This is a genomic window from Caenispirillum bisanense (assembly GCF_900230255.1).
Lineage (GTDB): Bacteria > Pseudomonadota > Alphaproteobacteria > Rhodospirillales > Rhodospirillaceae > Caenispirillum > Caenispirillum bisanense_A.
The window spans coordinates 841023-854326 of record NZ_OCNJ01000001.1; the positions used below are offsets into that span (position 1 = coordinate 841023).

At 71.1% G+C, this 13304-nt stretch carries 15 protein-coding genes; 9 read left to right on the forward strand and 6 right to left on the reverse strand.

Annotation, left to right across the window (positions count from 1 at the left end):
* Nucleotides 1-480, forward strand: coding sequence for a VOC family protein (locus tag CRP50_RS03980; RefSeq protein ID WP_097277660.1), 480 nt, complete (start codon nt 1-3; stop codon nt 478-480).
* Nucleotides 481-505: 25 nt separating this feature from the next.
* Here CRP50_RS03980 and CRP50_RS03985 read toward each other — a convergent pair whose 3' ends face one another.
* The 4 genes from CRP50_RS03985 to CRP50_RS04000 all read right to left on the reverse strand — a co-directional run bounded on the left by CRP50_RS03985 (nt 506) and on the right by CRP50_RS04000 (nt 4766).
* A complete protein-coding gene (locus tag CRP50_RS03985) occupies nt 506-1459 on the reverse strand; it encodes a YihY/virulence factor BrkB family protein (protein ID WP_097277661.1) in 954 nt (317 codons plus the stop codon).
* Nucleotides 1460-1545: 86 nt separating this feature from the next.
* The gene (locus CRP50_RS26310; protein WP_097277662.1) at nt 1546-2559 is read right to left on the reverse strand and encodes a methyl-accepting chemotaxis protein; all 1014 of its coding nucleotides are present in this window, start codon (nt 2557-2559) and stop codon (nt 1546-1548) included.
* Between the two features lie 213 nt (nt 2560-2772).
* Nucleotides 2773-3930 (reverse strand): carboxylate-amine ligase, encoded by a 1158-nt coding sequence (locus tag CRP50_RS03995; RefSeq protein WP_097277663.1) that lies wholly within the window; start codon nt 3928-3930, stop codon nt 2773-2775.
* 2 nt (nt 3931-3932) lie between these two features.
* Nucleotides 3933-4766 (reverse strand): N-formylglutamate amidohydrolase, encoded by an 834-nt coding sequence (locus CRP50_RS04000; protein WP_097277664.1) that lies wholly within the window; start codon nt 4764-4766, stop codon nt 3933-3935.
* A 117-nt stretch (nt 4767-4883) separates the two neighbouring features.
* Between CRP50_RS04000 and CRP50_RS04005 the strand changes: the two genes are divergently transcribed.
* The 6 genes from CRP50_RS04005 (at nt 4884) to CRP50_RS04030 (ending at nt 10594) form a co-directional block, all read left to right on the forward strand.
* Entirely contained in the window at nt 4884-5831 is a 948-nt protein-coding gene (locus CRP50_RS04005; RefSeq protein WP_176525013.1) for a DMT family transporter, read from the forward strand.
* 40 nt (nt 5832-5871) lie between these two features.
* Nucleotides 5872-7176: an MFS transporter gene (locus CRP50_RS04010; protein ID WP_097277665.1), complete on the forward strand. Its 1305-nt coding sequence runs from the start codon at nt 5872-5874 to the stop codon at nt 7174-7176.
* A 19-nt stretch (nt 7177-7195) separates the two neighbouring features.
* Entirely contained in the window at nt 7196-8473 is a 1278-nt protein-coding gene (locus CRP50_RS04015; protein WP_097277666.1) for a glycerate kinase, read from the forward strand.
* An 80-nt stretch (nt 8474-8553) separates the two neighbouring features.
* Nucleotides 8554-9978 carry a pyruvate kinase gene (gene pyk / locus CRP50_RS04020; protein ID WP_097277667.1) on the forward strand — a complete coding sequence of 475 codons (1425 nt, stop codon included), beginning with the start codon at nt 8554-8556 and terminating at the stop codon, nt 9976-9978.
* Nucleotides 9979-9988: 10 nt separating this feature from the next.
* Nucleotides 9989-10267 carry a hypothetical protein gene (locus tag CRP50_RS04025; protein WP_097277668.1) on the forward strand — a complete coding sequence of 93 codons (279 nt, stop codon included), beginning with the start codon at nt 9989-9991 and terminating at the stop codon, nt 10265-10267.
* 60 nt (nt 10268-10327) lie between these two features.
* Nucleotides 10328-10594, forward strand: coding sequence for a hypothetical protein (locus CRP50_RS04030; protein ID WP_141415060.1), 267 nt, complete (start codon nt 10328-10330; stop codon nt 10592-10594).
* 78 nt (nt 10595-10672) lie between these two features.
* Here CRP50_RS04030 and CRP50_RS04035 read toward each other — a convergent pair whose 3' ends face one another.
* Nucleotides 10673-11116 carry an ArsC/Spx/MgsR family protein gene (locus tag CRP50_RS04035; protein ID WP_097277670.1) on the reverse strand — a complete coding sequence of 148 codons (444 nt, stop codon included), beginning with the start codon at nt 11114-11116 and terminating at the stop codon, nt 10673-10675.
* Between the two features lie 224 nt (nt 11117-11340).
* On the opposite strand from CRP50_RS04035, the gene CRP50_RS04040 reads away from it, so the two are divergent.
* Both CRP50_RS04040 and CRP50_RS04045 read left to right on the forward strand, forming a co-directional pair.
* A complete protein-coding gene (locus CRP50_RS04040; RefSeq protein ID WP_097277671.1) occupies nt 11341-11724 on the forward strand; it encodes a 2Fe-2S iron-sulfur cluster-binding protein in 384 nt (127 codons plus the stop codon).
* Between the two features lie 149 nt (nt 11725-11873).
* A complete protein-coding gene (locus CRP50_RS04045) occupies nt 11874-12038 on the forward strand; it encodes a YqaE/Pmp3 family membrane protein (protein WP_097277791.1) in 165 nt (54 codons plus the stop codon).
* Between the two features lie 22 nt (nt 12039-12060).
* On the opposite strand, the gene CRP50_RS04050 is transcribed toward CRP50_RS04045, so the two are convergent.
* Entirely contained in the window at nt 12061-13224 is a 1164-nt protein-coding gene (locus tag CRP50_RS04050; RefSeq protein WP_097277672.1) for a response regulator, read from the reverse strand.
* Nucleotides 13225-13304: the final 80 nt, after the last annotated feature.

The following is a 13304-nucleotide window of genomic DNA, read 5'->3' on the forward strand; positions in this document are numbered from 1 at the left end:
ATGTCCCGCATGTATCCCTGCCTGTGGTTCCCGCACGAGGCGGAGGAGGCGGCGGCCTTCTACGTCTCCCTCCTGCCCGACTCGCGCATCGAGGAGGTGCAGCGCGTGCCGGCCGACGGTCCCGCCGGGCCGGCGGGCGGCGTCCTGGTGGTGCGCTTCACCCTCGACGGTTCGCCGTGGATCGCCCTCAACGGCCGGCCGCCGGCCATCGCCTTCAACCACGCCGTCTCGGTCACCATCGAGTGCGATGATCAGGCGGAGGTCGACCGCCTGTGGGCGGCGCTGACGGCCGACGGCGGTGCGCCGGTGCAGTGCGGCTGGCTCACCGACCGCTACGGCGTGTCGTGGCAGATCGTGCCGAAGATGCTGCCGCCGCTGATTTCCGACCCCGACCGGGCGCGGGCGACGCGGGTGTTCGAGGCGATGCAGGACATGGTGAAGCTCGACATCGCCGCGCTGGAGGCGGCGGCGGCCGGCTGAGGGGCGGGCGCGCGCCGGCGGCCGGTCAGCGTCCGACCGTGTCCGCCGCGTGCGCGCCGCGCCGGCCCAGCTTCTCGGGCCGGCCCTTGGTGGAGTCCTTGCGGGTCTGGCGCTCCAGTTCGGCATTCACCTCGGCGCCGAGCAGGACCACGTAGGCCGAGATGTAGAGCCACATCAGCAGCACCACGACGCCGGCCAGCGCGCCGTAGCTCTCGTTGTAGCTGCCGAAGGACCGCACGTAGATGGAAAACGCCACCGACCCCACCAGCCACAGCACGGCGGCGATCAGCGAGCCGGGCGTCACCCAGCGCCAGCGCGGCGGGTCGCGGTCGGGGGCGAAGCGGTAGAGCACGGCCAGGGCCAGCATCACCAGCACCAGCAGCAGCGGCCAGCGGCCCCACGACACCAGGGTCCGCAGCGCGTCCGGCAGCCCGAGGGAGCCGGCCAGCGCCGGCACGGCGGCGATCAGCACCAGCGACACCAGGAAGAACACGACCGCCCCGACCGTCAGGGCGAGCACCGTCGCCGTCAGCTTGACGAAGCCGCGATCGTCCGTCTCGTCGTAGGCGATGTCCATGCCGCCCACCATGGCCTTCATGCCCTTGGACGCGCTCCACAGGCTGGCGAGCAGGCCGACGACGGCGCTGAACCCGAGCGCCCCGCCCGAGGCGGAGGCCAGGCGCTGCAACTGGTCGCCGATGATCCGTTGCACGTCGCCCGGCAGCACTCCGCTCAGGGGCTGGATCTGCGTGGCCACCTGCTCGGGGCTCGCAACGATGCCGTAGAGGGTGAGGGCGGCCGCCAGCGCCGGGAAGATGGACAGGAGGGTGAAGAAGGCGACGCCGGCGGCGACGATGCTGATGTTGTCGGCCGCCATCTCGTCCTTCACCCGCCGGCCGACGTCCATCCAGCCGCGGCGGGGGATCTCGGTCGGGCGGTCGGCGGTGCGGCCGCGGGGATCGTGTCGGGAGCGCGCCATGGGCCGGTGTCCTCGTCGCCGTTGGTGGGGGCGCAGAGGCAACGGGCGGCGGCGGGGGAGGGTTGGGTCCGCCGCCGCCGCCGCGGTCAGGCGTCGGCCTGTTCGATCACGCCGTACCACCCGAGGCCGTCGTAGGTCTCGTACCCGGGCGTGAGGGCGAAGCCGACCAGCCGGCCCTGCGACGGCACGTAGGAGCCGCGCGTCCGGCCGCCGCGGGTATCGAGCGGATAGGTTTCCGTCAGGATGCCGTGCCCGTCGCTGCTGGCGATGACGCGGCGGTTGCGGTCGACCAGCATGACGCGCGTCCGCGCCTGCTCTTCGGCGCTGAAGCCGAGGCCGGTGACGATGCTGTGGGCCTGCGGCTCCCAGTCGAAGAAGATGCCGAGCGCGCCGATGGGGCGGCCGGCGACGTCGCCGCTCTCGCGGATGGCGGTGGCATAGGTCGCGACCGCCTTGCCGCCGAGGTGCGGGGCGCGCTCGATGTCGGTGACGACGAAGCAGGAGCCATCGTCCGTGCGCATGGCGCCCCGGAACCACTCGGTGTCGGCGACGCTGGCCCCGACGGCGTCCGGATAGCGGCCGGGCCGTCCGCTGGCGATGACTGTCCCCGAGGCGTCGGCGACCCAGAGGTCCAGGTAGACGGTATAGCTGTCGAGGATGATGCCGAGTCGCTCGCTGGCGAAGGCCGCCGAGGCCGACGAGGGCGCGCCGCAGGCGTCGACCACGGCGCTGTCGGTGGCCCACCAGCGGACGTCGCACGAGCGTTCGTAGAGGTTGCGGTCGATGAGTTCGACGGTGTAGCGCGCCAGGTCCGCCAGCCGGACGCCGGCGACCTCGCGCGCCGTGCTCTGCAATTCGCGCACCTGGCGGGTGAACAGGTCGCGCAACTGCAGCGTGATGCCGCTCACCCGGCCGGAAATCTCCTTCACCTCGTTGGCGACTACGGAAAACCCGCGTCCGGCGTCGCCGGCGCGGGCTGCTTCGATCAGGGCATTGAGGGCGAGAATGTTGGTGGCGGTCGTGACGGTCTGGATTTCTCCGACTTTGAGGTTGGCCTCTTCGGAAAACTGGGTGGCCAGCTGAAGAATGCGTTCGGACATCGGCACCTCCGTCTAATGCTGCACCTGCGAGATGTAAGACTTATTGGGCACCGAAAGTGATCCATTTACAACCACAATGAGTTTGTGCGCAAAAGGCAGGCAAAGGTGCGTCTGGGGACGATGGGCGAGCCCCATCACCGCCGCCACGCCTGCGCGAGCCCGGCCGCGGCGCGGGCGCGGTAGACGGAGAGACAGGCGCGGAAAGTGGCGTGTTCAGGCGGGAACGTCGATCCCCGCCACCGTCTCGCCGATGAGGAAGTCGACCACCTGGCGCAGGGCTTCCTCGGAGGTGGCGCCCGCGGCCATGGCCGTGCGGTAGGTGGCGAGCTGGCGGTGGGCGCTGGTGCCGCGGGTCAGGATGTGGCGGCACTGGGCGATTTCGTTTTCGCACTGCAGCGCAGCGGCGTCCTCCGCCGTCAGGTGCAGCAGTTCCTCCAGCAGGTCGGCGTAGGGCACGATCTCGCCCTTGCCGAAGTCCACCAGCCCCTCGTCGAAGCCGTAGCGCTGGGCGCGCCAGCGGTTCTCCAGGATCAGCATGTGGGCATAGAGCCGCCAGCGCTGGTTGCCGCGGCGCAGGCGCCACAGCATGCGCAGCACGCAGGCATAAAGGGCGGCGATGGCGCAGGCGTCGTCGACGTTGGTGCAGACGTCGGTGATGCGCATTTCCAGGGTCGGGAAGCGGGCGGAGGGGCGCACGTCCCACCACAGCTTGGTGCCGTCCTCGATCAGGCCGGCGCCGACCAGCACGTTGATGTGGCGCTGCAACTCGCCCCAGCTCTGGAACTGCTCGGGCAGGCCGGTGCGCGGCAGCTCGTTGAACACGCTGATGCGGTAGGATTTCAGCCCGGTGTCGACGCCGCGCCAGAACGGCGAGCTGGTCGACAGGGCCAGCAGGTGCGGCAGGAAGTAGGTGACCTGGTTCATCAGGTCGATGCGCAGGTCGGGGTCTTCGATGCCGACGTGCACATGGGTGCCGCAGATGAGCAGCCGGCGCGCCACGCCCTGCAGGTCGCGGGCGAGCACGGCGTAGCGCTCCTTCGGGGTGTGGCGCTGGTCCTGCCACTGGGCGAAGGGGTGGGTGGAAGCGGCGATGGGCGCGAGGCCGTGGCGGTTGGCCGCCCGCGCCACGACGCCGCGCATCTCGGCCAGACAGGCGCGGGCCTCGCCGGCTGTCTTGCAGATGCGGGTGCCGACCTCGATCTGGCTGCGCAGAAACTCCGGGCTGACCGAGCCGGCGTCGGACACGCCGCAGTCTTCCAGCAGGTCGTCGGGGCAGTCGGTGACGAGGTCGCGGGTGTCCTGCGACACCAGCAGGTATTCCTCCTCGACACCGATGCTGAAGGCGGGCTCACGGGCGGCCGCGGTGGTCATGGTCAGTAGTGTTCCACGAGGTGGACGCGGGGCTCCTGCCGCAGAACGGCGCCCAGGGCATCGGCCAGATGGGCGGCCCAGGCGGCGGCGCCGGCGGCGTCGGCGATGAGGTCCTGGCGGACCTCCACCGAGGCGTGGGCGAGGCCGGCGGCGGCGGCGTGGGTCTCGGTGGTATAGGCGATCTCGCGGCCGTCGTAGGGCTCGTTGTCGCCGATCACGAGGTCCGGGTGGGCGCGGCGCAGGTGGTCGATCATGGGCGTGGCGATGCGCGGGTCCTTGTTCCACAGGATGCCGGCGTGCCATGGGCGGGGCTGACCGCTCTTCATGCACGGCGTGAAGCTGTGCACGGCGAAGATGACCGGCGCGCGCTCGGGGTCGCGCTGCCACAGGTGGGCGAGCGTGTTGGTGATGGCGCGGTGGTAGGGGTGGAAGATCTCGTCCAGGCGGCGGTCGAGGTGCGCCTGGGTCAGGTTCTGGTTGGCCGGCACCGGCCAGGTGTCGGACACCGGCGGCACGCTGCCGGGGTGGCCGGGCTGGCGGTTGCAGTCGATGACGAGGCGCGAGTAGCCGCACAGGATGGCCGGCGCGTCCAGCAGCTCCGCCATGCGGCGGGTGACGGCGGCGGCGCCGATGTCCCAGGCGATGTGCTCCTCCCACGCCTCCGCCGGCACGCCCATGTCACCGAGCGCCTTGGGCGCCGTGCGCGCGGCGTGGTCGCAGACGATGAGCAGCGGCGCACGGCCGTCGCCGTTCACCAGTTCGGCCGCCGGCGGGTCTTCCGGCCCGAGCAACGGCGGCAGTTCGCGGTTCAGTCGGTGGATCTGCGTATCGGTCATGATCGGGGGACTATACCCGATCCGACGGCTCGGCCAATAGGGGGCGCACGGCGCCGCCATGCCCGCGTCACAATGGACCTTTGCCGAAAGGGCAGGACGCCCGTACTGTTGCCCATCATGACCACACTGTCCGCCACCTCCGCCCCCCTGGTTCGCCTCGCCCTGCCGGCCCTGCTGCTGGGGGCCGTCGGCATCGCGTTCGCGCCCATCTTCGTGCGCCTGTCGGAGGTGGGGCCCATCGCCACCGCCTTCTACCGCTGCCTGTTCGCCCTGCCGCTGCTGTGGGCGTGGACCAGCATGGAGGGGCGCGGCAAGCCGCAGGGGCAGGCGCGGCCGAGCACCCTGCGCGACCATCTGCTGCTTGCCATTCCGGGCTTGTCGTTCATGGGCGACCTGGCGGTGTGGCACATCTCCATCACCATGACGACGGTGGCCAACGCCACCCTGCTCGCCAACTTCGCGCCGGTGTTCGTCACGCTCGGCGGCTGGCTGCTGTGGCGCGTCAAGCCGACGCCCATGTTCCTCGGCGGCATGGGGCTCGCCATGGGCGGCGCCATCGTGCTCATGGGCGAGAGCCTGACCATCTCGTCCGAGCAGATCATGGGCGACGTGCTGGGCGTAGTGACGGCGGTGTTCTATGCCGCCTACATCCTGTCCATCGGCCGGCTGCGGGCGCGGTTCTCGACCTCGGTGCTGATGTTCTGGAGCACCGTCTACACCACCGCCGGCCTCTTGGTGTGCACCCTGGTGGCGGGCGAGGGGCTCGCCATCGTCAGCCTCTACGGCCTCGCCATCCTGGTCGGCCTGGCGGTCGTGTCGCACTTCGGCGGCCAGAGCCTGATCGCCTATGCGCTCGCCCACCTGCCGGCCAACTTCAGCTCGGTGTCGCTGCTGTTGCAGCCGGCCGTGGCGGCGGTGCTGGCCTGGGCCATCCTGAACGAGCCGCTGAGCCCTTGGCAGGGCGTCGGCGGTGTGATCATCCTTGCGGGCATCTTCCTGGCGCGTCGCGGCTCGAAGACGCCCAAGCCGCCGGCCGCCGGCAACTCCACGACCGGCGCGGCCTGACGCAACCTTAGAGCCCGGACAACGGGCCGGAGGAACGACCATGGGAGGCAAGACGACGGCGGCCGCGGCGGCCGCCGACGGTGCGCGCCGCACCGACGACATCGCGCCCTGGGTGCCGTGGCTCATGTGGGGCTTCGGCGCCCTGTTCTACTGCTACGGCTTCTTCCAGCGCGTCGCGCCGTCGGTGATGGTGGGCGAGCTGATGCGCGACTTCGCCGTCGGCGCCGCCATCACCGGCACCCTGTCGTCGCTCTACTTCTACACCTACGCCGGATTGCAGATCCCGGTCGGGCTGGTGCTCGACCGCTTCGGGCCGCGCCGGGTGTTGGCGGCGGCGGCGATCGTGTCCTGCGCCGGATCGGCCGGCTTCGCCTTCGCCGACAGCCTGCTGCTGGCCTATGTCGGCCGGGCGCTCATCGGCGTCGGCGCGGCGGTGACCTGGGTGGCGGCGCTGACGCTGGCCGGGGCGTGGTTCTCGCCCAAGCGCTTCGCCTTCGTCTCCGGCATGACCATGGCGCTCGGCATGGCCGGCGCCGTCGGCGGCCAGGCACCGCTGTCGGCGGCGGTGGAGGCGGTGGGCTGGCGCGGCACCATGGTGGGCGCCGCCGTCTTCGCCGCCGTGCTCGGCCTCGCCGCCTGGATCATCGTGCGCGACCGGCCGGGCGCCGGCGCCAAGGCCCGCCCGCCGGCCGCCGACCACGCCTTCCTCAGCGGCCTGAAGCGGGTGCTGGGCGCGCGGCAGATCTGGGTCATCGGCCTCTACGGCGCCATGACCTCGGCCCCCATGCTCAGCTTCGCCGGCCTGTGGGGCGTGCCCTACATGATGCGGCTTTATGACATGACGCGGCCCGAGGCGGCGCTCATGACCTCGCTCATGCTGGTGGGCTGGGGCTTCGGGTCGCCGTTCTTCGGCTGGCTGACGGACGCCATCGGCCGCCGCCGGGTGCCCATGCTGCTGTCGTCGGGCGGGTCGCTGTGCAGCCTGCTGGTGCTGCTCTTCGCTGATCTGCCGCTGGCGGCACTCTACCCGGTTCTGTTCCTCACCGGCCTGTTTGCCGGCGGCATCGTGCTCACCTTCGCCACGGCGCGCGAGAACGCTCCCGGCTGGGCGAGCGGTGCGGCGCTGGGCGTCGTCAACATGGCGGTGATGTCGTCGGGCGCCATCTTCCAACCGCTCATCGGTTGGTTCCTCGACCTGGCGTGGACCGGCGAGACGCTCGACGGCGCTCGCGTCTATGCCGCCGAAGCGTGGCGCAGCGCCATGATCGTGCTGCCGGTGTGCAGCGCGCTGGCGGTGACCGCCGCCCTGCTCACCCGCGAGACCCACTGCCGCCCGCAGGCCTGACGCCGGAGGATCGCCACCGATGACCGAGCCCGAAGCCTTCCTGCGCCGCCTGTTCGACGCTGCCGTCGCCGCCGCCGACCCGGCGCTCATCGTGCCGCCGGCCCTGCCGGAGCCGCCGCGCGGCCGCACCGTGGTGGTCGGCGCCGGCAAGGCCTCCGCCGCCATGGCGCGGGCGGTGGACGCGGCGTGGCCGGCCGACGCGCCGCTGTCGGGCCTGGTGGTCACCCGCTACGGCCACGGCTGCCCGGCCGGGCGCATCGAGATCGTCGAGGCCTCCCACCCGGTGCCCGACGCCGCCGGCGCCGCGGCGGCCGACCGCATCCTGGCGCTGGCCCAGGGGCTCGGGCCGGACGATCTGCTGCTGTGCCTCGTCTCGGGCGGCGGCTCGGCGCTGTTGTCCAAGCCGGCCGGCGACATTCCGCGCGAGGACAAGCAGGCGCTGACCAAGGCGCTGCTGCAGTCGGGTGCCGCCATCGACGAGATGAACTGCGTGCGCAAGCACGTCTCCGCCGTCAAGGGCGGGCGGCTGGCTCAGGCGGCGGGCGGGGCGCGGGTGCTGGCGCTGGTGATCTCCGACGTGGCGGGCGACGACCCCTCGGTCATCGCCAGCGGCCCGACGGTGCCCGACCCGACGACCCGGCACGAGGCGCAGGCCATCCTCCGCCGCTACGGCATCGCCGTTCCGGCCAGCATCGCGGCGTGGCTGGACCGCGAGGAGGCGGAGACGCCCAAGCCCGGCGACCCGGCCTTCGAGTCGGTGGAGACGCGGGTCATCGGCCGCCCCCTGGCGTCCCTGCTGGCGGCCCGGGATGCGGCGCTGGCGGCGGGGGTGACGCCGCTGGTGCTCGGCGACGTCATCGAGGGCGAGGCGAAGGAGGTCGCCAAGGTCTTCGCCGGCATGGCGCTGTCGTGCCGCGACCACGGCATGCCGGTGGCGCCGCCCTGCGTGCTGCTGTCGGGCGGCGAGTTGACGGTCACGCACGGCGGCGAGGGCAGGGGCGGTCCCAACGCCGAGTTCGTGCTCGCCATGGCTGCGGCGCTGGAGGGGGCGGCAGGCATTCACATGCTCGCCTGCGATACCGACGGCATCGACGGCAGCGAGGACAACGCCGGCGCCCTGGCCGGGCCGGGCACGCCGGCGGCGGCGCGGGCGGCCGGCGTGGCGGCGGCCGACCATCTGGCGCGCCACGACTCCTACGGCTTCTTCCAGGCGCTCGGCGCGCTGGTGACCACCGGGCCGACCCTGACCAACGTAAACGATTTCCGCGCCGTGCTGGTGCTGCCGCCCGATGCATAGCCGGATCACGAAAACTTAAAGCCCGACCGGCCTGAAGCCTCTTTCGGGGCGGCGGCGGATGCGTTTATGCTCAGGCCACCATGAGACGCTATCGCAACGCGAAGATCATCGCGACGCTGGGGCCCGCCAGTTCCACCGCCGCCACCATCGAAGCCCTGTGCCTTGCCGGCGCGGACGTCTTCCGCTTCAACTTCAGCCATGGCTCCCACGAGGACCATCGCGAGCGCTACGACATCGTGCGCGCCATCGAGCAGAAGCTCGACCGGCCCATCGCCATCCTCATGGACCTGCAGGGTCCGAAGCTGCGCGTCGGAAAGTTCGCGGACGGCAAGGTCCTGCTCAAGGCCGGCAACAAGCTGCGCCTGGACATGGACGAGACGCCGGGCACCGAGGCCCGCGCGCCCCTGCTGCACCCCGAGGTCTATTCCGCCCTGACCGCGGGCACGGAACTGCTGCTCGACGACGGCAAGATCCGTCTGCGCGTCGAAAGCCACGGCCCCGACTTCGCCGAGACGGCGGTGCTGACCGGCGGCATGCTGTCGGACCGCAAGGGCTTGAACGTGCCCGACGTGGTGCTGCCCATCTCCGCCCTGACCGACAAGGACCGCCGCGACCTGCAGTTCGGCCTCGACCTGGGCGTCGACTGGGTGGCGCTGTCCTTCGTGCAGCGGCCCGAGGACGTGGCCGAGGCGCGCAAGCTCATCGCCGGCCGCGCCGCCGTCATCTCCAAGCTGGAAAAGCCCTCGGCCATCGACAAGCTGACCGAGATCATCGAGCTGTCGGACGCCGTCATGGTGGCGCGCGGCGACCTCGGCGTCGAAAGCCCGCCGGAGAACGTGCCGATCCTGCAGAAGCGCATCGTCCAGGCCTGCCGCCACGTCGGCAAGCCCGTGGTGGTGGCGACGCAGATGCTCGAGAGCATGGTGCAGAACCCGGCGCCGACCCGCGCCGAGGCCTCCGACGTGGCGACCGCCATCTACGACGGCGCCGACGCGGTGATGCTGTCGGCGGAAAGCGCCGCCGGTGCCTATCCCATCGAAGCCGTGTCCATGATGGACAAGATCATCCAGCGGGTGGAGAAAGACGACACCTACCGCATGATCATGGAGGCGAGCCGCGAGGCGCCGGAAAACACCGCCGCCGACGCCATTTCGGCCGCCGCCCGCCAGGTGGCGCTGACCTTGCGCGCCGCCGCCGTGGTCACCTTCACCTCGTCGGGCTCCACCACCCTGCGCGCCGCCCGCGAGCGGCCGCTGGTGCCCATCGTCTGCCTGACCGCCGACCGCCGCGTGGCGCGCCGGCTGGTGCTCGCCTGGGGCACCCACAACACGGTGACGACGGAACTGACCAGCTTCGGCGAGATGGTGGAAAAGGCCTGCCGCATCGCCCTCGACCAGGACATCGCCAAGGTCGGCGAGCGTCTGGTCATCACCGCCGGCGTCCCCTTCGGCACGCCGGGCACCACCAACATCCTGCGCATCGCCTGGGTGGAAGAGTTCTGCTGAGGACGCGCCCGTGACCGCCACCCCGCCGCCGACCGGCCCGACTCCGCCGCCCAGCAGCTACGGCCCGCCGCCGATCCTGAAGGCCGTGGTGATCGGGCTGATCGCCGGCGCCGTCTCGCTGTCGCTGGAGTTGACCCTGGGCGGTGCCGAGCCGGAACCGTGGCGGTCCCTCGGGCTCGCTTTCGGGCTCGGCGCCGGCTATTTCGCCTATGAAACATGGCTGCGGCGGCGGCGGAAAATGCTCGCGGAAGGGCAGAATCCCGACGGTCCCACCCGTACGGGCAGTTGAAGCAGCCTCGCCGGGACCCAAGCGTTAAACCTTGGGAATACCCGACATGCGAGGTGCGCCATGCCTCAGTCCCTGCCGCCCATTCCTGAACCGGACCTGGGTGCTCCGCCGGCGTTGAAGGCGCTCGTCTTCGCCCTGGCGGCAGCGGCGTTCGAACTGACGCTCGAGCTGATGCTGTTCGGCGTCGAGGACGCCAACCCCTGGGTTTCGCTGGTGATGCTGGGCGTCGTCTACCTGATCGCCAGTCCGCTGCTCACCGCCCACCACGAGCGGCAACGCCGCCAGTGGCGTGCGCGCTGGGGCGCCTACAGCCAGGCGGCCGAATAGCCGCGGGCCGTGGCGCGGCGTGCGGGAAGGGGCGTGGGCCGCTCCTCCCCGGACGTCGTGCGGTGACGGTGACCGTCCTCAGGCGCTGGCCGCCTGCGGGAAGTGCTGGTGGCCGTGGTCGCAGCGGCCGGCCGCGTGCTTTTCGTCGCAGGTTATGCCGTCGGCCTTGGGCCGCAGGCCGATCCACGCCTCGATGGCGACCGGGTCGTAGCCGAAGCGCTTCTGCTCGCCCACCTGCAACAACGGGCGGCGGATGAGATCGGGGTCGGCCAGCATGAGCGCGATGGCCTTGTCCGGCGTCTGGGCGTCGGGGTCGATCGCGTTGGTGCGCACCTTGGGGTGCAGCTTGTTCAGCCACGTCGCGACCGGACGGCCCTGGAAAAAGGCCATCAGGCTCTCGGGCGTCCACGGCTCGGCGGCGAGATCGCGGACGTCCAGGGTATGCCCGGCCGCCTCCAACTGGCGGCGCTGCTTGGCGTTGGCGGGGCAATCGGCCTTGCCGAAGAAGATCACGTGAGCCATCGGATTCGCTCTCCTCATGGTGGGGCGGTGCCTGCCGGTCGGGCCTGGGGGCCTGTGCGCCGAGCCGTCACAGCTCCGTCATGATGAAAACCTTGATAACCTGTTCCGTGATGAAATAATAGTCCCTACCGAACCTGCGCCTAAAATATGAGCATATGACGGCGTTCCCCCCAGGTGCGGCATCTTCCAACGCGGCTCATCGAGCGCAAGAAGGACTGACACCCATGGCGAACGTCACCTTTTCCGGCCCCGGCATGCCCCGCGACTGCACGGTCTATGCGGTGGCCGGCGACACCTCCACCATCCTGGCGCTGGCCAAGCGCCACGAGATTCCCATTCCCTTCCAGTGCCAGGACGGCGAATGCGGCGCCTGCCTCATCAAGGTGACGCCGCTCGGCGACAAGAAGCCCATGGCCGTCGGCCTGACCGAGAAGGAGAAGCTCACCCTGTCGGTCAACGGCAAGCTGTCGAAGGACGCGCTCTACGAGGCCGAGACCAACGACGTGCCGCCGGCTTACCGCCTGGCTTGCCAGTACATCGTGCGCGACGAGGACGTCCTGGTGGAGTTCTCCGGCGAGCCGGGCGTCGAGATCGACCTGCGCCGCTGACGCCGCGGGTCCCGCCCGCCTGCGTCACCACGTCCGACTCGGGCGCGGCGAACAGGCGGGCCCCGTCGCCCGTTGTGAGGACACGACACAGCGAAACCCGCAACGGAGGAACAGACATGGCCGATGGTCACCGCGGTACCGGCGACAGCATGGCGGGCGACGTCTTCCGCATCATCCTGGCGATCATCCTGCCGCCGCTCGGCGTGTTCCTGGAGGTCGGGCTCGGCAAGCACTTCTGGATCAACGTGATCCTGACCATCCTCGGCTACATCCCGGGCATCATCCACGCCGTCTGGGTGATCGCGAAGAAGTAGCTCGCCGTCCCGCAGCGGCGGATCAGGCCTTGCCCGCCGTCGTCGCCGCCGCCGGCGGCGGCGGGGCGGCCGGCTCCGCCTTCTTCAGGTCCGGCCGCCAGCGTTCGATGGCCTGCTGCAGGGTGCGGTAGAGTTCGCGGCCCGTCTCGCCGCCGTCGCCGGAGATGCGGTCGCGGATGACGGCGCGCATGGCGTCGATGTGCGCCTTCACCACTTCCAGCGCCGCGTCGTCCTGCCGGCTGCCCTGGCCGGTGGCCTCGTAGAGGCTCTTGGCGAACAGGGTGATGAGCGGATAGCCGAAGGTCCCCCCTTCGCCGCGCAGTTCGTGGGCCGTGGCGTTGATGGCCTCGAAGTCGCGGTGGCGCAGGCCGGGCACGAGTCGCGCGCCCTCCACCGCATCGGCCAGCCGCTTCAGGTATTCCCCGGCCCAGTCGTGGAAGTCGGCGGCGTGGCGTTCCAGCGTCGCTTCCGCCTCGTCCAGCAGGCCCTTGGGCAGCGCGAAGTCCTCGCCCGGGTCGGCGAGTCCCATCTTCTGGCGCATCAGGTTCGGCAGCTTGAACAGCCACACGTCGCCCGCCTGCTTCGGCCGCACGATGGTGTCGCCGCTGTAGACGACGGTGGCGTGCTCCTCGCCCTCGCGGCGGCGCTCGCCGGTGTCGGCGGGCGGTGCGCCGCGGTGGCGGCGGCGGTCGGGGCCGAAGTAGTCGCGCGTGCAGACGAAGGGCCGCGGGTGGTCTATCACCCAGCGCAGGCGCTCGTAGACGGCGGTGACCGAGAACGGCTTGGCGAGGAACTCGTCGGCGCCCAGGTCGCGCGCCGCTTCCACGAACTCGCGGTCGGCGGCACCCGACAGCATGATGAAGGGCATGAAGCGGTTGGGGCTCTCCTTGCGCTGGCGCACCCACTTCAGCAGCATCAGGCCGTTGACCGGCCGCATGACCATGTCGGAGATCACCAGGTCGACGGCCAGCACCGCCTGCCCGCCGGAGGCCAGCGCCCCGCGGCGGCGCAGGACGCCGACCGCTTCCTCGCCGTTGCGCGCCAGCGCGATCTTGCGGAAGCCGAGGCTCCGCAGCGTCTGCGCCAGAATGTCGCGGATATAGAGGTTGTCCTCCACCAGCAGCACCGTCAGGCGCTCGAGGGGCGAGGAGGGCGGGGTTCCAGGCGTGGGTGCAGCGGGCTCCATGGGCTCCGTTATACGCGATCACGCCGCGGAGGCCAAAGGGGGCATCGCGGTCCCGGCATCGTCCCTTGATGGGGCTCGGC